The organism is Chryseobacterium gregarium DSM 19109 (genome assembly GCF_000430845.1).
GTDB lineage: Bacteria > Bacteroidota > Bacteroidia > Flavobacteriales > Weeksellaceae > Chryseobacterium > Chryseobacterium gregarium.
The window spans coordinates 166,996-187,175 of the sequence record NZ_AUMU01000002.1 but is presented as its reverse complement, the minus strand read 5'-3'; the positions used below and the strand labels follow the sequence as shown (position 1 = coordinate 187,175).

At 37.0% G+C, this 20,180-nt stretch carries 17 protein-coding genes; 12 read left to right on the top strand and 5 right to left on the bottom strand.

Annotation, left to right across the window (positions count from 1 at the left end; all coding sequences use genetic code 11):
* Window positions 1–205: 205 nt before the first annotated feature.
* The 3 genes from H561_RS0103575 to H561_RS0103565 all read right to left on the bottom strand — a co-directional run bounded on the left by H561_RS0103575 (window position 206) and on the right by H561_RS0103565 (window position 4,166).
* The gene (locus H561_RS0103575; protein ID WP_027385769.1) at window positions 206–757 is read right to left on the bottom strand and encodes a biliverdin-producing heme oxygenase; all 552 of its coding nucleotides are present in this window, start codon (window positions 755–757) and stop codon (window positions 206–208) included.
* Between the two features lie 18 nt (window positions 758–775).
* A complete protein-coding gene (locus H561_RS0103570) occupies window positions 776–2,974 on the bottom strand; it encodes an ATP-binding protein (RefSeq protein WP_027385768.1) in 2,199 nt (732 codons plus the stop codon).
* 178 nt (window positions 2,975–3,152) lie between these two features.
* Window positions 3,153–4,166: a nucleoid-associated protein gene (locus H561_RS0103565; RefSeq protein ID WP_027385767.1), complete on the bottom strand. Its 1,014-nt coding sequence runs from the start codon at window positions 4,164–4,166 to the stop codon at window positions 3,153–3,155.
* Window positions 4,167–4,531: 365 nt separating this feature from the next.
* Here H561_RS0103565 and H561_RS0103560 point away from each other — a divergent pair, with 365 nt between their 5' ends.
* The 3 genes from H561_RS0103560 to H561_RS0103550 are packed head-to-tail and all read left to right on the top strand — an operon-like array spanning window position 4,532 to window position 5,505.
* The gene (locus tag H561_RS0103560; protein WP_027385766.1) at window positions 4,532–4,888 is read left to right on the top strand and encodes a DUF7674 family protein; all 357 of its coding nucleotides are present in this window, start codon (window positions 4,532–4,534) and stop codon (window positions 4,886–4,888) included.
* Between the two features lie 43 nt (window positions 4,889–4,931).
* The gene (locus tag H561_RS24365) at window positions 4,932–5,063 is read left to right on the top strand and encodes a hypothetical protein (protein WP_262486232.1); all 132 of its coding nucleotides are present in this window, start codon (window positions 4,932–4,934) and stop codon (window positions 5,061–5,063) included.
* Window positions 5,064–5,112: 49 nt separating this feature from the next.
* The gene (locus H561_RS0103550; RefSeq protein ID WP_228372215.1) at window positions 5,113–5,505 is read left to right on the top strand and encodes a DUF7674 family protein; all 393 of its coding nucleotides are present in this window, start codon (window positions 5,113–5,115) and stop codon (window positions 5,503–5,505) included.
* Between the two features lie 112 nt (window positions 5,506–5,617).
* On the opposite strand, the gene H561_RS0103545 is transcribed toward H561_RS0103550, so the two are convergent.
* Window positions 5,618–6,256 (bottom strand): hypothetical protein, encoded by a 639-nt coding sequence (locus tag H561_RS0103545; RefSeq protein ID WP_027385764.1) that lies wholly within the window; start codon window positions 6,254–6,256, stop codon window positions 5,618–5,620.
* Window positions 6,257–6,707: 451 nt separating this feature from the next.
* Between H561_RS0103545 and H561_RS0103540 the strand changes: the two genes are divergently transcribed.
* The 7 genes from H561_RS0103540 to H561_RS0103515 all read left to right on the top strand — a co-directional run bounded on the left by H561_RS0103540 (window position 6,708) and on the right by H561_RS0103515 (window position 14,604).
* Window positions 6,708–7,202 carry an RNA polymerase sigma factor gene (locus H561_RS0103540; RefSeq protein WP_027385763.1) on the top strand — a complete coding sequence of 165 codons (495 nt, stop codon included), beginning with the start codon at window positions 6,708–6,710 and terminating at the stop codon, window positions 7,200–7,202.
* 463 nt (window positions 7,203–7,665) lie between these two features.
* Complete coding sequence (locus H561_RS0103535) at window positions 7,666–8,475, top strand: FecR family protein (protein ID WP_027385762.1); 810 nt, start codon at window positions 7,666–7,668, stop codon at window positions 8,473–8,475.
* Between the two features lie 71 nt (window positions 8,476–8,546).
* Window positions 8,547–9,146, top strand: coding sequence for a DUF4974 domain-containing protein (locus tag H561_RS23195; RefSeq protein WP_051349293.1), 600 nt, complete (start codon window positions 8,547–8,549; stop codon window positions 9,144–9,146).
* Window positions 9,143–11,770 carry a SusC/RagA family TonB-linked outer membrane protein gene (locus H561_RS21975; RefSeq protein WP_051349292.1) on the top strand — a complete coding sequence of 876 codons (2,628 nt, stop codon included), beginning with the start codon at window positions 9,143–9,145 and terminating at the stop codon, window positions 11,768–11,770. The genes H561_RS23195 and H561_RS21975 overlap by 4 nt, the downstream gene beginning before the upstream one ends.
* Before the next feature lie 3 nt (window positions 11,771–11,773).
* Window positions 11,774–13,177, top strand: coding sequence for a RagB/SusD family nutrient uptake outer membrane protein (locus H561_RS0103525; protein WP_027385761.1), 1,404 nt, complete (start codon window positions 11,774–11,776; stop codon window positions 13,175–13,177).
* Between the two features lie 109 nt (window positions 13,178–13,286).
* Window positions 13,287–14,165, top strand: a complete 879-nt coding sequence (locus H561_RS0103520; protein ID WP_027385760.1) for a glycerophosphodiester phosphodiesterase family protein — start codon at window positions 13,287–13,289, stop codon at window positions 14,163–14,165.
* Window positions 14,166–14,331: 166 nt separating this feature from the next.
* Entirely contained in the window at window positions 14,332–14,604 is a 273-nt protein-coding gene (locus H561_RS0103515; protein WP_027385759.1) for a hypothetical protein, read from the top strand.
* 408 nt (window positions 14,605–15,012) lie between these two features.
* On the opposite strand, the gene dnaK is transcribed toward H561_RS0103515, so the two are convergent.
* On the bottom strand, window positions 15,013–16,914 hold the full coding sequence (gene dnaK / locus H561_RS0103510; RefSeq protein ID WP_027385758.1) for a molecular chaperone DnaK: 1,902 nt from the start codon (window positions 16,912–16,914) through the stop codon (window positions 15,013–15,015).
* A gap of 254 nt (window positions 16,915–17,168) precedes the next feature.
* Here dnaK and ppk1 point away from each other — a divergent pair, with 254 nt between their 5' ends.
* Together ppk1 and H561_RS0103500 are read left to right on the top strand one after the other, a co-directional pair.
* Complete coding sequence (gene ppk1, locus H561_RS0103505) at window positions 17,169–19,241, top strand: polyphosphate kinase 1 (RefSeq protein WP_027385757.1); 2,073 nt, start codon at window positions 17,169–17,171, stop codon at window positions 19,239–19,241.
* Window positions 19,238–20,125, top strand: a complete 888-nt coding sequence (locus H561_RS0103500) for a Ppx/GppA phosphatase family protein (protein WP_027385756.1) — start codon at window positions 19,238–19,240, stop codon at window positions 20,123–20,125. The genes ppk1 and H561_RS0103500 overlap by 4 nt, the downstream gene beginning before the upstream one ends.
* The last annotated feature ends 55 nt before the right edge of the window (window positions 20,126–20,180 follow it).

The window sequence follows — 20,180 nt, the reverse complement described above, 5'->3', positions numbered from 1 at the left end:
TGAAAAATTGGGCAATTTTTCAGGAATTTTAATTATAACTTATTTATATTTATTTAAAACCGACATATTCAAACTTACAGACCGATAGAAATCTCATATTTTCAGGCCTATGCCATTATGAGAAATTTTCATTGACAAAGGCCGCCTGTAATCATTGAGGCAGATCTAAAGATGATATCAGGGTTTGAAATAAAGCTTTAAATGATCAGTTCACGCTTAACAGGAACGTATATAATTTTTTAGCACCTGCCAGAACTTCATCATAATTTTCCGATGTCACTTCCCTGTCCAGGACTTCTTTGAAATTCTTCCACATCGGGCCTGTATTTTCCTGGTAACATCCGAAAAAATTGAACGTTATCTGATCAAAGCCCTCAGTTTTAGAAAGCTGCTTCGCAATCACATTCCCTCCTAAAGTAGAACCTTCAATAACATACATGGCCCCCAGAGCCTCATGTTCATTATAGAATTCAAGTTCTTCAGAAACAAGCTGTTGCTTCAGAGCCAGGCTGGCCAGATCTTTTTCAATCAAAGGAAGCTTTTTCCTGTTATCCAACTGAAGTTTTTCAGAAAAATTGCCCGATAGGCTGTTAAAAATTTTAGATTCGGCATGAAGAAGCATCAGATAATTGGTGCCGATGATCTTTTTATAATCTTCTAACGTAAATGTCTTGCTGAAAATTTTTTCTGAGTTAAAAAGTTTTTCGGCAGCATCATGATATTCTGCCGTGTGTTGTTTTAGATATTCAGATACCATAAGAATTTAAAATATTCCTCAAAGGTAAGGCTTTTTAAATGTCAAAATAAAGGAAGTACCCTCTTTATTGCTTTCATAGCTTACCTCTCCGCCAATTCTTTTCATGATCCTATGCACGATAGACAGCCCTACTCCGTTCCCTTTGAACTTTCTGGCATTATCCATCCTGTTAAAGATTTTAAACATCTTGTGTTTATTTTCTTCCGGAATCCCGATTCCGTTATCCGAAATCCTGTAGATAACTTTGTCGGCTTCTTCAGTCCCTTCAATTTCTACTTTAGGATTTTCCTGTTGGGAAGAGTACTTAATCGCGTTATTAATGATATTCAAAAATGCCTGATGGAGCATGGTTTTATCGGCAAGAACCCGCGGACAGTCTTTAATGATGACTTCAGTCTGCTGGCTGTCAAAGGTAATCTTCGCATTCTCGGAAATCTTTTCAATGGTACGCTGTGTTTCCAGTTCTTCCAACTGGATTTCGCTGTGTTTGGCCCGGCTTAACTGTAAAACATCATTCATCATTTCAGCCATGCTGTCGATTTCTTCAATAATGGAATTGATCTTATTCCTGCTCTTTTCCGAAGTATCGGTAAGGGTCTTTAAAAGCATCTGGGCATTAAGTTTCATCACCGTTAAAGGCGTTCCCAGATCATGGGAAATGGTATAGGAAAAACTGTCCAGCTCCTCATTTACTTTTTTAAGCTCATCATTGAGCCTTTTGATCGTATTGTAATTTTTGTGTGACGTTTCCAAAATCAGGTCGCGTACCGACTGCAGGGCCACGATATTTCTGGAATCCCACCTTTTTGAACTTCCTTTAATATTTTCGGTGAACAGCTGAAAAGAGGTTCGTGGCGAAACAATCTTCTTTTCTTCTCCGTCCTGGTAAACAACGTCAACCTTTTTCTCCGGATTTCCGGCCCAGTTGATGTGCTCGTCAAATTCTTTCCGAAACCAGATCAAAACATTGTTCTTGCTCCTTTCCATAAAATAAATGACCACTCCTGCCGACTTTTCATCCAGCCCCAATTCTTTACCATGATCTTTCAGAAAGCTTCTGCTCAGGTAAATAGTGTCATCCGTATTTTCGTGTGCCCACTGAACGATAGTCTCTATCGTCTGTACATCAGGCGTACTTCCTTCAGTAACGATTTTTTCTTCCGCCACAATCGCTAAACCGTCGGCCTCAAGAAATTTTTCAATCTCAGACTTATTGTCAATCAAAGAATTTAACAGGCTGTTATGTTTTAAAAATTCCGCCTTTAATCTTAATGCCCTTTCATTAAGCTCCAACCGGTAGTTCAGTTCATTTTTAGATTTGAAAGATGAATAGGCATTGGAAGCCAGAGCTGTGAAAATACCGGCTTGTACCCTGTCTTCAAGGTCAATATGCTTAGGTTCAGAATTCTGGCAGGTGACCAATCCCCAAAGATGGTCATCGATAATGATTGAGATACTGAAACTTGATGAAGCACCTGAATTTTTAATATACTGCCCGTGGATCGGTGACATCCCCCGTGAAGCCACGTAGGTGAGATCTATTTCGCGCGGTATTTTACTTAAAATAGGGATGGTTTCAGAATGTACATTGCTGAAAATCCTTTTCCTCTTTTTCATGTACAGTTCGCGTGCCTGGATCGGGATATCGGATTCGGGATAATGAAGCCCAAGATAGCTTTCCAGATGGTCATTGGTTTTTTCCGCCACTACTTTTCCGGATCCATCCATCATGAATTTATACACCATCATGCGGTCATAATTAACAATTCTTGCCAGTGTATGCAGAAGCTGGTTCCAGATTTCCTGGTCATCATCAATGATATAGAAATTATCGTATTTATTGGTAATCCTTTTATTCGGATTGACTGAAACCTTTTCAAACTCCAGAAAAATGTTGCCCTTGCTCCTGAAAGCGGACAGATGATATTCTTTACCATCAATAAAAATTTTATCGAAGTAAGTTTCGTTGTCTCTTTTTGTAAAATCAGGAAGTGAGGTATAAATATCAGATTCTATGATACTTTCAAAAATACCTGGAAAATCAGTTAATTTCCTGTCGAAAAGCTGCTCAGGGTTTTCGATACTAAAAATATCCTTTATATTCTTGCTAAAAAAAGTAATGGAATGAGACTCTGCATCGATGCCAATCAGATAACCAAAACTTTGTATGTAACCCGGAATATGGATGGGCTCTTCATGACACTCTACAAAATTCATATAATACTTTGATCAATCAAATATAAGATTTTTTTTAAAGGAATGGTATTTTTTGCCAGCAAACACATACCACATAAACAACACAGTTTAAATATAATAGACGGTGTATTTATTTTTATAAAAAAGGATAACTTTAAACCTGTCCATCAGCATTATCCATGAAACAGGCTTACTCAAATTAAACTTCCTTATCGAAATACAGCATATAATATTTTCCTTTTTCATCTTCTCCCTGGGCCAGTTTCTGCCGGTCGCCATGGATATAGATATGGAAATTTTTATCCAGCTTAATGATGCTTTTAAAATGACGCTGTGTTTTTTTCACCGCTGCTTCGCTGATAGGAAATTCTTCGGCAATACTGATCTGCATATCCTGTTCGTAATCTGTTTTGAAATTAACAAAGCTTTCGATCACATGCTCGTCTCCCAATACCTCACTGGCAAAATTGTCCAGCTTAAACTCTTCCTTCTCTTTAAAGAAATTAATGGATTTGTTTAAAAAATCTGCCTGGTCTGCCTTGGATACCTCAAATTCCTGCGGCAATTGTTTGGTGATGTAATCTTTATACACCATCAGGGCTTCCTGGGTATGAAAATAATCGTCGTCACGCTGTTTTACCTTCAGAAAATCTTCAAACCAATAATACATATCTCCGTTTTTGTTGTTGTCAACCACGGAAAGCACATATCCGGTTTCTTTGTCATTATTATATATCAAAGCCGCCTTATCGATTTTGGACAAACCGATTCCCTGGTCTTTTTCAATATCAAAATTATCTTCCTGGGGAGAAATTTTTAAAAAAGATTCTCTCTTTTCCGTTTTAAAGATCCCGATTTTATCAACCCTTTCGGTTCCTTCCCTTTCGTCCTCAAAATAAGCAATAAACAGTTCTCCGCCCTGAACCCTGGGATTTTCAGCCGTTTCAAAAAGATGCTTTGCGATATTTTCAGATTCCCAAAGGAATTTGGCCTTGTCTTCAAAAATTTCAGATACGGAACTGAATACCGGATTATTCACCAGATAAGAGTCACTGTAAAAATGAAAAGTTTCCTCAGATTTAAAAGATCCTAAAAAATAGTTTTCCAGCAGCTCCGCCATCCCTTCTTCCAATTGCAATTCTTCCTGAGAAAGCATCAGAGATTCTCCGTTGATTTTATTTCCTACTCTGTGTACTACGATTTTTGAAAACATGGTCCTGAATATTTTGGAGTGCAAAGATATTAATTAAAATCAGACAATCACCACAATTTCATTCTGATAAAAACCATATCATTTTGAAATGATCTTTTTCCGGGAATCTATCATTCACCCCAAATACATAACTGATTATGAGAGCATTAAAATAAAAACCAGGCATGAGGCATACAATTTGGCATTATGATTATCAGTACATCATATAATCACAATGCAATCAGGATATTAAACGGCATTGATGCTGAGAAATTAGAGAAGTAAAGTTACAAAATGAACAATACCTTAAGATCATTATTTCCTGCATTTTTGATTATGATTATCTTTATTAAATAGTTAAACTTTAAAAACCCAATACTATTATTATGGATTATTTACAGGCCACCCGGGAAATAACAAATGTAATCCCTGAAATCCGGGATGAATTCAAAGAAACAAGAATACAGAATTCTTATCAGGTCATTGAACTTTTTACGGACAAAATGAAAAGCATGATCCGGCAGAATGACAGAAGCCGTCTGTTCAAATGTCTTAAAAAGATGGGGGACCTCTATAAAACCGGTGATGCACTGCTGAAAAATGCCATCGAGAATTCTTTTATTTATTCACTTGACAACTGTACCGCTTTCTGCAGTAAAGAATACCGGAATATGATCTTCAGCCATCTTTCAAAGGATTTACAGAAGGTATATACAAAACAGATCTACAGCCACAATATATAAGTTCATTACATTCTTAAACCGCTTTATTACATATTTTAATTTTATGAGAAAGAAAATCAGAAGGGAATATGACTGGAAACAATGGGAACAGTCCAATTCCACGGAGCAAATCAAGATATGGGCTACCCATATTGCCGTTATAACCGGAGTTTTTATTTTTGCCGCATGCCTGTAAATTGGTACAGTTTTGGATATAAAGCAGACATCTGAAAAATATTAATGTGATGAATGTACCGATGCAAACTATTAATCAAACAATAGCTGTTGAGTATTTAAAATTTTTCTATTCGCCGATCCGAAATGAAATTGACCAATTGTCTGTACAGGAAAATTTTGCAGGTGTAATACAGGCCATCGTCAACTACCTGAAAAGATTATTGCACGAATCTAAAATAAACATTATTGCACACCACATCAAGTTAATGGACTGGATTTACAGAAAAAGTAATTCTTACGTAAGAACAATGATCGAAAATCTTTTCATCCGTTCTTTTGAAAGTTTTAAGAAACTTACCAAAATCCAAAACTGGAAACTTCTGTATCAGCATATGTCGATTGAATTTCAACAGATTTATCTGAACCAGAACAAACTTGATGAAATCATGTTCAAGAAATAGTTCCAAGAATACATTTAGAGACCGGCGGGCTAAAAGCCCGCCGGTCTCTAAATGTATGTAAGTCAACACAAATATCAAATGATGTTGTCTGTCAAATGAATTAAACAATTTTCTAATTCTTTTCCTTATTGGGTTTTTGTATAACGTGCGAAATTCTTTCCGTTTTATTTACAGGTTTTAACCTGTTGGGCTTAAAATAGGTCTCGTACAGTTTTTTAGGCTTTATAAGATTTATTTTCTCGCGGTCCTGCTCCCAGACCCTTACTTTATAATCTTTTCCGTTTCCTGAAGCATTAAATAAAGGGGTGAATATCAAATCCCTTTCCTTGATCGTATATCTTTTACTGAGTGCGTACAGGTTGTTGATATCATTGATGTCAGAATAGATGATTTTATCTTTGTACTCCTGAAATGCCCGGGATTTCCATGATAAAGTATCATTTTTAAACAGGCTTAAATCCTGGGATATATCCGGTACTATGGAGGACTGGTAACTGAATTTCGTGTCGACAATCAGAAGATCCATTTCGGCCATAATCTGATTAATCAGATTTTTATTTTTGGCAATCTCACTTTTGAATTCAGCGGATTTCTTTATTTCAATTTTTATAAAGCTCCTGAACGATTCCTGAATGCCTGAGAAAACCCTGATCACATCACTTACGGAAGCAGAATGCCCTACAGTTCCGGCAGGTTCTATCTTGAAATTAATCGCTATTTTCCTTAGTTCTTCTAAAATTGGATTTTCCATAGTAAAGGCCAAATATATTACTATTTTTGATTACAAAAAAATCCACTCACTTTCGCTCGGGGATTTCTATCAGGCAGTTATTTGCTTATTTTTATTTTACTTCTTTAAAAAATAAAAAATCTGAAAATCAACAATAATTAAGTATTGGTACTGACATCAGATATTTATCTGTACTCTGGCAAGTCTTTAATTTATTTCTACAATCTAAAAGATCAGTAATAGAGGAATAAATTGAGAGATCAGGCGGGCTTTATTGTCAATTATCGTTAAAATTTTATATAAAGAGAATCACCTATAATTCAATTCATTGATTTGATTTTTTCAGGATGGTCTTCCATTTTCTATTACGTATAGTCCTTTATGAAAGTTAATGTATTATTAATATTTAATCATTTGCTTTAAAGTAGTTTTGCATATTGAGTTTTCAACTCTTTAAAAGTGGAAAATAGTAATGGACAGTTTTAAAAGAATATATTCAGAGTATAAACATAGAGTGTATTTTTTTGTAGCTAAATATATTTCTGACGAAGAAGATATTGAAGAGCTGGTTCAGGATATCTTTATGCATTTATGGAAATACTGTTCTGAAACCGATTCCCAATCTCAAACCGAAGCTATTATATTTAAATCCGCAAAACAGGAAATCTCCAATTTTTACCGTAAAAAGAAAATGATCTATGTTCCTTTGGAAGATTCTCAACAAGTGAGTGCTGAAGAAAACTCTGATCTTGAAAAAAAACTCCTTCAGGAAGATCAGTTACAAAAAATTGAAACCCTTCTGGAGCAGGTTCCCGAAAAAAGCCGGGAGTTTTTCATCAAAAATAAAATCCAGAATCTCAGCCTATTTACCATTGCTCAGGAAAACGATATTTCTAAAACCGCTGTTGAAAAGCACGTCAACAAGGTTTTGAAATTTTTGCGGACGAATTTGAATTTGTTCTTTTAAGTTAATTGGAAAATTAAATTTGATTGTTACAACCCGCTACTCTGAGGGAATGCTGTTGTAATTTGACATTAATTATATGATTTTACTAAATGTCGAAAATATTGTGCTAATAATTTTTCATTTTCTGATTCAATGTTAATTTCCTAAGTAAAATTTCCTGCATTCTTTTCCAGATTAAGCCAAATGTACTTCCCTGCTAAATCCCGGCATATTTAGATGGCTTAAAAGTTGAGAAATAATAGTTTCTGATTCAAATAATTCCTTCTATTCTACATCTGTAAAATCTATTGTACTTATCAAAACAAGAGAAATAATTTCAAAATTTCCATGTCCTATAATTGTACTTAATAAAAAATTATATTAACTCAATATCAACCAACATGAACAAATCGTTAAATGAGAAAAATAGGGGTTGACGATTTTATCCTTTCAGCGTATTCACTAATAAAGATCAAAATACAATATGGATTTCGAAAATCAGTGGAAATCGGTAACAAAGGAAAACCGTAAGATAAAAGATACATCAGACGAAAGAATTTGGAAGGGACTTGAAAGAAAAATACAATTCAAAAAGAATACCAGAAAATTCTTAGCAGTTGCTGCGGTGCTTTTACCGCTATTCACAATCATGGGTTTGTATTTTATTGAAAATGAAGAATCTTTTACAAATCATAAAGAATTGGTTTTTAAAACTTCAGAGGTAAAAAAAGAATTTGTTTTATCAGACGGGAGTAAAATTATTTTAGAACCTCAAAGTAAATTGACACTCGCCACAGATTTCGGATCAAAAACCAGAACTGTTTCTTTTACAGGAAAAGCATTTTTTAATGTTGCTAAAAATAAAAATTTACCCTTTATAGTAGATGCCAAGGGATTTAAAGTTCAGGTTTTGGGAACCCAGTTTACTTTAGATCAAAAACAAAGCAATAAAGTTTATCTGAAGGAAGGAAAAGTAAAAGTAGATTACAGAGGCCATTCAACATTTCTTTTGCCTAAAGAAACATGGTTCGCAGACAAAAACGGAATTGAAAAACATTTTTACGATCACGAGGTTGAAAGAAAGTTTGACTTCAATGACATGAAATTCAATGCTGCCGTTTCAAAACTGGAAGAAACCTATAATATTTCAATCGAATATCCGAAAGAATATAAAAACAATATCATTGATGGGGATATCACAGGAAATCTTGAAAAAGTACTTCAGACCATCAGTTTTCCTTTTAATCTCAATGTTGACAAAAAATCACAGGATAATATTATTCTAAAAAAATAATGCAGCGGTAATGGGGGTTACCGATGCATTGAATATAAATCAGTCAAATAACAACTAATTTCAGCAAAGCTATGAAAAAAACAACAATTAGCATGATGTTGTTAGGGCTTTTGTGTGCATCACAATTTTCCTATGCAACTGCTAACAAGTGTTTTCAACAATCCGTCAATCAGCGGAAAACTCCTTTAAACAAAGTTTTTGAGAAACTGTCAAAAGCTCATGGAGTCAAATTCTTTTATTCTGTTTCAGATTTAAAAAACATCGAGGTTGATGAATCTCGGATTAATTATCAATCTTTATCAGAATCTTTAGATTATCTGAAGAAAAATGTAGGTCTTGATTTTAATGTAGATCAAAACACAGTGACTGTACGTCTCAATACCAGAGCGATAGCCAAACAGCAAAAAGTCAATGCAGTTCAAACTGATGATTTTGTCAATTTCGTTAGAGACACTGCAAAATCTAGAGAAAAAACAATCGATGAAGTTGTTTTGGTAGGGTACGGAAAGCAGAGCAAGAAAAACAATTCGGGTTCTATTTCTTCAATCGATGAGAAACAGATGAAAGGTATTGCTTCCAGTAACTTTGGAGATATCATCGCAGGAAAAGCAACAGGAGTGCAGATTACACAGGCCACGCCAATCCGGGAGGGTCACCATCCATTAGAGTGAGAGGAATCGGAACTTTAACAGCGGGCTCAAATCCTTTGATCGTTGTAGACGGACTTCCTTTAACGGAAGGCTCAAATTTAAATGCCATCGATCCTAATTCTATTGCTAAAATTGACATTCTTAAAGATGCCGCTTCTGCCGCAATCTATGGTTCGAGAGGTGCAAACGGAGTCATCATCATCGAAACCAAGCAGGGGAAGAAAGGAAAAATGAACGTCTCTTTTGATACCTACTACGGAATGCAGATGCGGAGTGATAACGTAAAGCTGGTGAATGCTTATGATATGGCAACTTTCCTGAAAGAAGCAAGAGACAATAATTATCTGTCTAAAGGCAGTAACAGAAGTATTTTTGATGACAATGCAACAAGAATAAGCAAAGGAGCTTCTTTAAGAGAATTAATTCCTGATTATCTTAAACCTTATTTAGCTAAACAACCGGGCCTGACCGATACCGACTGGCTCAATACCGTTATGAAACCTGCACCCATAAGTCAGACTTCACTGAATATTACGGGAGGAAGCGATAAAAGTAAATATGCCTTCACGACAAGTTATTTTAATCAGAAAGGTTTGGTGGTCGGAACTGATTATGAAAAATTTTCAACAAGCATCAATTTGTCAACTGATCTTACAGACCGTTGGAAAGTCGGCGTAACTATGACTCCTTCTTACGCAACAGGTACAATCAATGCGTCAGAAAACTCCCGAAGCTATAATCCGTTGCAAATGGCAACAGCGATGTATCCATTCTTCAAAGTATATAATGATGACGGAAGTTTAGCTGTTTCTCAACAAATCTTAGGCAATACTGCAACAGACGGAGCTTTGGTAGAAAACCCGGTTGCGGTGCAGGAAATGACAAACAGAAAATATACTTTGTTTAAAACATTCGGTAATATTTTTACAGAATTGGAATTATTGAAAGGTCTTAAATACAGATTGTCTGTAGGTGGAGATTATTCCAATTACGAATACAACTTTTTTGATCCTTCTACAGTTGGAGCCTACAGAGCTGCGGCACCGGATGTAACTTTTGCCAACAGAACAGAATATATCAGGAAAAATTATTTGATAGAAAACGTAATTTCGTTTGATAGAAAATGGGGTTCTCACAGAGTCGATGCAATTGGAGGACAGTCTTTCCAGCAGGAAGACAACACTCAGCTTTTAACCGAAGCAACTTCTTTTCCGGATAACAGTATCAGAAATATTGCAGGCGGAACAGCTTTTAAAAATACATTAACGCAGTACAAATGGAGATTGCTTTCTTATTTCACAAGAGTCAATTATACGTTTGACGATAAGTATAATCTAATGGCTTCCTACCGTAGAGACGGCTCATCACGTTTCGGTAAAAACTCTAAATGGGGAGATTTTTATGCATTTTCTGCCGGTTGGACAGTAAGTAATGAAAACTTTTTCCCTGAAAACAATATCATTACCGACTTAAAACTAAGATACAGTTTAGGAAGCAACGGAAACAATCAGATCCCAAATTTCGGTGCTCTTTCGCTGATGAATCCCGATAATTATACTTTTGGAAATACTTTAGCACCAGGTTATACGACGGCGACGGCCCCAAACCCGAATATTTCCTGGGAGAAATCAAAATCCAATAACTTCGGGATTGATTTTTCATTATTTAAAAATGTCTTAAATATTTCTGCAGATTATTATATTTTAAACCGGGACGGTTTACTACTGGATGTTCCCGTTCCGCAGCAATCGGGTTTCAGTACTTCTCTTCAGAATATCGGAAAGATCAAAAATTCAGGTTTTGAATTACAGATTGCATCAAAAACTTTTAATATCGCACAACATTTTACGTATTCAGGAAGTTTAAATTTTTCGACCAATAAAAATGAAGTTTTGGCTTTGGCGAATGGTCAGAATCAGATCATCACCGGGGAAAACAATTTTTCTGTCACAAAAGTGGGCGGTTCTATCGGAGAAATGTATGGCTACAACATTATAGGGATTTACAAAAATCAGGCAGAGATTAATAATTCAGCTCACATCACCGGAACAATGGTGGGAGACTACATCATGGAAGATTTGAATAATGACGGAAAAATTGATGTGAATGATAAAAGAAGTTTCGGTAGTGGAGTTCCAAAATATATCATCGGGTTTAATAATAATTTCAGGTACGGACTTTTTGAACTAAGTTTCACTTTGTACAGCGAAATTGGAAAGAAAATATATAATGCAGATGCCGTAACAACTTTAGAATCCGGTGAAGGTTTCGGAATGGCATCACAATATTATTTTGACAACAGGTACAATGCAGTAAGCAATCCTGATGGTTTTTTCGGAATGCCCAATATGAACTTTTCAAACAACAGAAAAGAAGCTAGAACATCTAATCTTTATTTCAAAAATGCCGACTATGTCAGATTGAGGTCGCTTCGTCTGGCATTCAACCTCCCTCAATCAATGCTTAAAAATATCGGTATAGAAAACGCACAGATCTATCTGGTCGGAAACAATATTGTTACGCTATCAAAGTATAAAGGAATGAACATAGACGCAACTTCTGACAATGTTCTTACACAGGGCTTTGACCAGGCCTATTATCCGGTAGCCAAAATTTATTCTATGGGCTTTAATCTAAAATTTTAAATCATGAAAAAAATATTCATTACAATAGTCAGTCTTATCATCATTACTTCATGTTCATCAGATCTTTTGGATGTGAATCCTGAAGCACAGAAAGTTTCATCTCAATTCTACAATAACTCAGCGGAAATTGAACAGGGTGTGGTTTCTGTTTATGGAGCACTTCAGTATACGGGACAGTATCAGTTGGCCATGCCAGCATTGGGAGAATTACCCTCTGACAATACCTACGATGAAGTTCCTGCCAATGATGCTTTTACGTATGGAGAACTTGACTTCTTTACCATTCAACCGAACAACAGCTTAATTGCAAGTGTATGGAAAGACAACTATATCGGAATTCAGCAGGCGAATATTATCCTGGCGAGAATAAATAAAATTCCGGATATGACCGATGCTTTAAAATCGGCGAGAATCGGGGAAATGAAATTTCTGAGAGCTTTAATGTATTTTAATTTAGTGAGAATTTTCGGCGATGTTCCTTTGGTTTTAAAAGAAACCACCAATGTGAATGATTATTTCGGTCAGCCGAGAACGCCTGTTGCTGAAGTATATGCTGCCGTTGAAGCTGATTTGAAAGAGGCTGTCAGCCTATTGCCCGCAACAGCCACACAAAAAGGCAGAGCGACCAAGGGCGCTGCACTGGGAATTTTAGGAAAAGTACTTTTGACACAGAAAAAATATGCAGAATCATTAACCTATCTCAATCAGGTTGAACCTTTAGGATATCAATTATTGACTGATGTGACCAAGATTTTTGACATTGCCAATGAAAACAATGCGGAAATTATTTTTGATGTACAGTTCGCTTCAGGGCTCAACGGAAATTCGGAGGGAAGTACCGCATTTCAGATGTTCAGTCCGTCAGGATCAGTTTCAGGGGCGAAGGGTCATAATCTTCCTACGAAAGAGATTTACAATCTTTATTCTACGGGAGACACAAGACGTTCTGCCTATGTCGGTCTCACTTCAAACGGAATTCCATTCAGTAAAAAATTAGTAAAAACCTCCAATACGATCGCTGATGGCGGAAGTAACTTTGTGGTACTGAGATTAGCAGATGTTTTTCTGATGATGGCGGAATCGTATGCTGAGCAGAATGATTTTGCCAATGCTAATATTTATTTAAATAAGATTAAGACCAGAGCCGGAATTTCAGCTGTAAACTTTTCAAATAAAGACCTTCTTTTGAATGAAATCGATAAAGAAAGAAGACTTGAATTTGTTGGAGAAGGTCATCGTTGGTTTGATCTTATCAGAATAGGTAAGGCTATTTCGGTGATGACAAATCATTTCACCAATAACCCCGGTTACAGTACAGCACAAATCGATAATCACTATTTGCTGATGCCGGTTCCTCAAGGGCAAATCAACACAGATCCTGCAATTAAACAAAATCCAGGATATTAAATATCATTTTAAAAACAGCTCATCCCGATCCTTTCAAAACTAAATTTTTTATACTTACTTTCTCGGGATGAGAGTTTTTAAACCCATTAATAACTAAATTTTAAATTATATGTTCAAAAATAAATTAACATCCCTAGTGTTCGTTGTGGCTTCATTAATTTTGACAGCGCAGAATAAGAAGGTTTCCTTATCAAAATTCCCTGATGATAAAATAATGGTAGTTGCCCATCGTGGTGACTGGAGAGAAGCTCCTGAAAACTCTGCCTGGGCAGTTAAAAAGGCCATCGAAAAAGGCGTAGATATGGCAGAAATAGATCTTGCTATGACCAAAGACAGTATCTTGATTTTAATGCACGACCAAACGATCGACAGAACGACTACCGGAAAAGGAAAACCATCAGATTTTACTCTGGAAGAAATTAAAAAACTCAATCTAAGAGACGGTTTAGGAGTGGAAACACAAATGAAAGTTCCGACTTTGGAAGAAATTCTGCTTCTTAGTGACGGAAAAATCCTTCTGAATCTGGACAAAGGTTTTGATTTCATCAAACAGGTCTACCCCTTGGTGAAAAAGCGGAATATGCTTGATCAAATTTTGTTTAAAGGACATGAATCCTATGCTGAGTTCAACAGAAAATACGGAGACATTAAAAGAGACATTCATTATATGCCGATCATAAAATTAGGGAATGAAGAAGACCTTAAAAATATTTCAGAATACCTTAAAAATTACCAGGTCTACGGTTTTGAATTTACAATCGGAGCCACAGAGGATAACTTGATTGATTTTAAAAAATTAAAAGAAAATAAGGTTAAAATTTGGGTAAACTCACTGTGGCCTCATCACAATGCAGGAAATAACGATGACAAAGTTTTAGAGAATCCGAATGTTTATGACTGGTATGTAAAAAAAGGAGTTAACATCATTCAGACAGACCGCCCCAAGGAACTGATCAATTATTTAAAAATGAAAAATTTATACAATTAATAATCAAAAAGCCTCTTTAAAAAAGTAAAAATAAAAAATTGCCATTTTAGAATTATAAAAAAAATTGGTGGACATTTATGGATTATCCTTTCGGGAAATCAACAGAATTACCACTGAGAATATCAATAAAATTTTAGTACTTTAGATCAACTTTAATCATCATATTATGAAAAACAAATCTCAGGTATTACTGATCATTGGCATAATGGCTTTGGTCACAGGCGGCTATCTTTATTTTCAGGCAGATGGTGACGCAGTCAATCAGAAAAACACAGAAATTGCTACAACGGCAACCAGTGCAGAAGAGGCTGCTAAGCAAATTTCTGCCAATAACCGAAGTGAAATCGGCGGCAATTCTGCAGCATTGTTTTTACTAGGTCTGGGCGGTGTTCTTACTTTAGCATCTATCGTCAGCATGGTGAAGAAAAAACCGGTGTAATTTAATATTCAGTACGATAAAATAAAAACCGGAAATTGCTTCCGGTTTTTTATTTTACTTTTTTCTGTATGAACTGTTCTTAGTTAAGGCCTTTCGGTACATTGAACTGTTGACCTTGGTCCATGTTGAAAAAGCTTGTTGTTGTTATCTAAGTTTCTCGAAAAGTATGTTGTAAAAGGATAAAATAATTAACTTTAAACTGTAAGGATGTGAAATAAAAGATTCGGTCCGGAGAAGTCAGCACTAATTTTATTAAGTTCGCTTTATCGCACACTAAGCTCCGGTACAAATGATAAACTAAAATGCTGAAAAAAGTATAAGATTGGAAAGTATCCAAAAAAGAAAACCGCTACAAACAATTGTTTGTAGCGGTTTATATATTTTATTGATTAATATGTTAATCAATAATTATTTTACTTCTTCAAAATCTGCATCCTGTACATCGTCTGCACCTCCTGCATTGTTTCCTCCAGGATTCTGCGCACCTGCTGCATCAGCACCCGGCTGTTGACCTGCTGCATACAACTCTTCTGAAGCCGCCATCCATGCTGCATCCAAAGCTTCTGTTTTAGCTTTTACATCATCTCCGTTCTTCGCTTCGAAAGCCGTTTTCAATTCTGCATGAGCAGATTCGATTGCTGCTTTTTTGTCAGCAGATAATTTATCACCGAATTCTTTCAGCTGCTTTTCAGTCTGGAAGATCAGTCCGTCTGCTTTATTGAAGATTTCAACTTCTTCTTTTTTCTTGGCATCGGCTGCAGAGTTTTCCTGAGCTTCTTTTTTCATTCTTTCGATTTCTTCGTCAGAAAGACCTGAAGATGCCTGAATTTTAATCGTCTGTTCTTTACCGGTCCCTTTATCTTTAGCAGAAACGTTCAGGATACCGTTAGCATCGATATCGAAAGTTACTTCGATCTGAGGAACGCCTCTTGGTGCCGGCGGAATATCAGCAAGGTCAAATCTGCCGATCTCTTTGTTATCGTTAAACATCGGTCTTTCTCCCTGGCCTACTCTGATGCTTACAGCCGGCTGGTTATCAGAAGCGGTAGAGAATACTTCAGATTTTTTAGTCGGGATCGTAGTGTTCGCTTCAATCAATTTAGTAAATACAGAACCCATCGTTTCGATTCCTAAAGAAAGCGGTGTAACGTCAAGAAGCAATACATCTTTTACATCACCGGTCAATACACCACCCTGGATAGCAGCACCGATCGCTACCACCTCATCCGGGTTCACTCCTTTAGACGGCTTTTTACCAAAGAATTTTTCCACTTCTTCCTGAATGATCGGGATTCTTGTAGAACCTCCTACCAGGATTACTTCATCAATATCAGAAGTTGACAATCCTGCATCTTTCAGAGCTTTTGCAACCGGATCCATAGATCTTTTTACCAGTTCTGCAGATAACTGCTCGAATTTGGCTTTTGTTAAAGTCTTCACTAAGTGCTTAGGACCTGTAGCCGTAGCGGTAATATAAGGAAGGTTGATTTCAGTCTGTGGAGAAGAAGACAACTCGATTTTTGCTTTTTCAGCAGCTTCTTTCAGCCTCTGTAATGCAATAGCATCGGTTTTAAGTTCTACTCCTTCTTCAGCTTTGAACTCATCAGCCATCCAGTTGATAATAACATCATCAAAGTCATCACCTCCTAAGTGCGTATCTCCGTTTGTAGACAACACTTCGAAAACCCCGTCACCCAAATCAAGGATCGAGATATCGAAAGTACCGCCCCCAAGGTCATACACCGCAATTTTTTGATCTTTATGAGACTTATCTAAACCGTAAGCCAATGCTGCAGCGGTAGGCTCGTTGATAATTCTTTCCACTTTAAGGCCGGCAATTTCTCCCGCCTCTTTAGTTGCCTGTCTCTGCGCATCATTAAAGTAAGCCGGAACCGTGATTACCGCTCTTGTTACTTCCTGGCCAAGATAGTCTTCAGCCGTTTTCTTCATTTTCTGAAGCGTCATGGCAGAAATTTCCTGCGGCGTATATTCTCTGTCGTCGATTTTTACTTTTACCGTATCATTTGGACCTGATACAACTTCATAAGGGACTCTGGAAATTTCTTTTGCATCTTCTTTAAAGTGCGTTCCGATAAATCTTTTGATAGAATATACCGTTTTTTTAGGGTTTGTTACCGCCTGTCTTTTGGCAGGATCCCCTACTTTTCTTTCTCCGTCTTCCGTAAATGCCACGATAGAAGGTGTTGTTCTTTTACCTTCTGCGTTAGGGATTACAACAGGGTCTTTTCCCTCCATTACAGCCACACAAGAGTTGGTTGTTCCTAAGTCAATTCCAATTATTTTACTCATAATATTATTTATTTTTTCTGTTTTAAAATTAATTACACTCTCAATTTCTCAATATTTGTACCATTCAAAATTTTATGACAAAATGACACAATACCTAACACCAGACCCTTATCGCAGATAAAAAACGTCTTATTAGCTACCATTAAGACAGTGTGCCGATAAAGACAGAATGAAAGAATTAATTAAAGTTTAACCTGGAATATAGAGCCGGAAAGGGATCGAATTATTATTTTTGATAAATTATAAACTAACGAATGTCATTACACTTTAATCCGAGAGATATCACATGGCTTGCCTTTAATGAAAGGGTTCTGCAGGAAGCAATGGACGAAAAAGTACCTTTGCATCTGAGAATTCGGTTTTTAGGAATTTTCTCCAATAATTTAGACGAGTTTTTCAGGGTACGGGTCGCCGGCCTGAAACGGGCGATGGATTTTAAGGAAAAAGTAATTGCGGAATCCTTTTATCAGCCGCCGTCAAAAATCCTTCAGAAGATCAATGACATTGTGATGACGCATCAGCAGAATTTCGATAAGACCTGGAAAAGGATTCAGGAGGAAATGGCTGAACAGAAAGTTTTCATTAAAACCTCAAAAAACCTCAGTGCAAAACAGAAAGATTTTGTAAGAAGATATTTCGATGAAGTGGTAGAGTCCAATGTGATCCCTATTCTCCTTCACGAAAATACACCGATGCCTTATATGCGGGACAAGAGCCTGTATTTAGGGGTGGCTATGAGAAAAAAAGAATGGCTATATTCAAGCAATTATGCCATTATCGAAATTCCGTCACGCTTTGTCGGGCGGTTTGTCCTGCTTCCAACAGAAGATCCGGAAGAAAAGAATGTCATGTTGCTGGAAGATGTCATTACGTTCAATTTACCGCATATTTTTTCTTATTTTGGATATGACGAATTTTCCGCCAATGCTTTTAAGGTAACCAAAGATGCCGAGCTGGAGCTGGATAACGATATCAGGACCAACTTTGCGGAAAAAATTGAAAAGGGATTAAAAAACCGAAGAAAGGGAAAACCTACCCGTTTCGTTTTTGATAAAGATATGGATAAAGCGCTTCTTGAAATGCTGATCCGCAAACTGAACCTCACCAAAAAAGACAGCATTATCCCGGGAGGAAAGATTCATAATTTCAAACATTTCATGGATTTTCCCGATGTTTTTGAAAAATATGAAAGACCTGTTGAAAGAAGATCTTTCACCCATCAGGCTTTTGAGCACGGGGAAAGAGTAACGGATATTATTCTGAAACAGGATATCCTTCTGAGCTTTCCGTATCACAAATACAACCCGGTCATTGATCTGCTCCGTGAAGCGGCCATGGACCCGGATGTAAAATCCATTCAGATCACGGCGTACCGTCTGGCAAGCAGCTCAAAGATCATCAATGCCCTGATTTATGCGGCCAGAAACGGAAAAGAGGTGACCGTCATGCTTGAGCTTCAGGCGAGATTCGATGAAGAATCCAATCTGGAGTGGAAAGAAATGCTGGAGCCGGAAGGCATTACCGTGTTAATCGGCATCCCCAATAAAAAGGTACATGCCAAATTATGCATCATTAAAAAACGGGCACATAACAAAACCATCCAGTACGGCTTTATCAGTACGGGAAATTTCAATGAAAAGACCGCAAGGATTTATGGAGACCACCTGCTGATGACTGCAGACCGTGGGGTAATGGCAGATATCAACAAGGTGTTTAATGTTCTTAAAAAACCGAAAGAAGATTATCTGACCATTTTAAGGACGTGTAAAAACCTGCTGGTATGCCCGCAGTTTATGCGTGAAAAAATCGTTTATCACATCGATAAGGAAATTGAAGAGGCCAAGGCCGGAAGGCGTGCCGAAATGATCATCAAAGCCAATTCCGTAAGTGACCGGGCCCTGATTGAAAAATTATATGAAGCCGCCACAGCCGGGGTTATGATAAAGATGATTGTAAGGGGGATTTACTGTGCCATCAACCAGAGGGAATTTAAGGAAAAGATAAAAGCCATCAGTATCGTTGATGAATACCTGGAACATGCCAGAGTGATGTATTTTTATAACAAAGGGGCGGAAGACCTCTATATTTCTTCTGCAGACTGGATGACGAGAAACCTGGACTACAGAATTGAAGCTGCAGTAAAAATTACAGATAAGAATCTGAAGAAGGAATTGAAGGATATTCTGGACATACAGTTGAAAGATAACGTAAAAGCCCGTATTTTAGATAAAAAACTGAGTAACGAATACATCAGCAATGATAAGGAAGAATGCCGTTCTCAGATTGAAACATACCGATATTTAAAAGCCAAAACGAACAAGAAATGAAGATTGCAGCGATAGACATAGGAAGTAATGCCGCCAGACTTTTAATCAATGAAGTAAAAATCAATAACAATAAGCCTGAATTCATCAAACTTAATCTTCTGAGGATCCCTTTACGGCTGGGGATGGATGTTTTTACCCTGGGGAAAATAGGGGAAGAACGGGAGAAAATGGTAATCGACGCCATGAGGATTTTCAGCGACCTGATGAAAATGTATCGTGTTGAACATTATCGGGCCTGTGCTACAAGCGCGATGCGTGATGCGGAAAACGGACAGGAAATCATCAATGAAGTAAGAGAAACTTCAGGCATTGATATTGAAATCATTTCCGGTGACGAGGAAGCCACCCTGGTCTATGAAAACCATGTTGCAGAAGGTCTTGATAAGGACTTTGCCTATTTATACATTGACGTTGGCGGAGGTTCTACCGAGCTCACCTTCTATGAAAACAGCACCATGATCTATGAAAAATCATTCAACATCGGGACCATCCGCCTGCTGAATAACCTGGTAACGCCTGAAAACTGGAAGGATATGAAAGAGGAAATCAGGAAAAACATCAACAGTAAAAAGCCGATTGTGGCCATCGGCTCTGGAGGGAACATCAACAAGGTGTTTTCCATGAGCAAAACCAAGGACGGAAAGCCAATGTCAATTACCCACCTTAAAAAAGTATACCGGGAACTGAATGAACTTACGGTTGAGGAACGCATGACCAACTATAACCTCCGGGAAGACAGAGCCGATGTTCTGGTCCATGCCCTGAAGATTTTTAACAATGTAATGTCATGGTCGGAAATCAACAGGATCTTTGTCCCGAAAATATCGGTGGCAGACGGACTGATCCATAATATCTACAATCAATTGCAGGATAAAAAAAATTAAATATATTATTTGAAACCGGTCACTGTGATCGGTTTTGTTTTTAATTAAATGATTG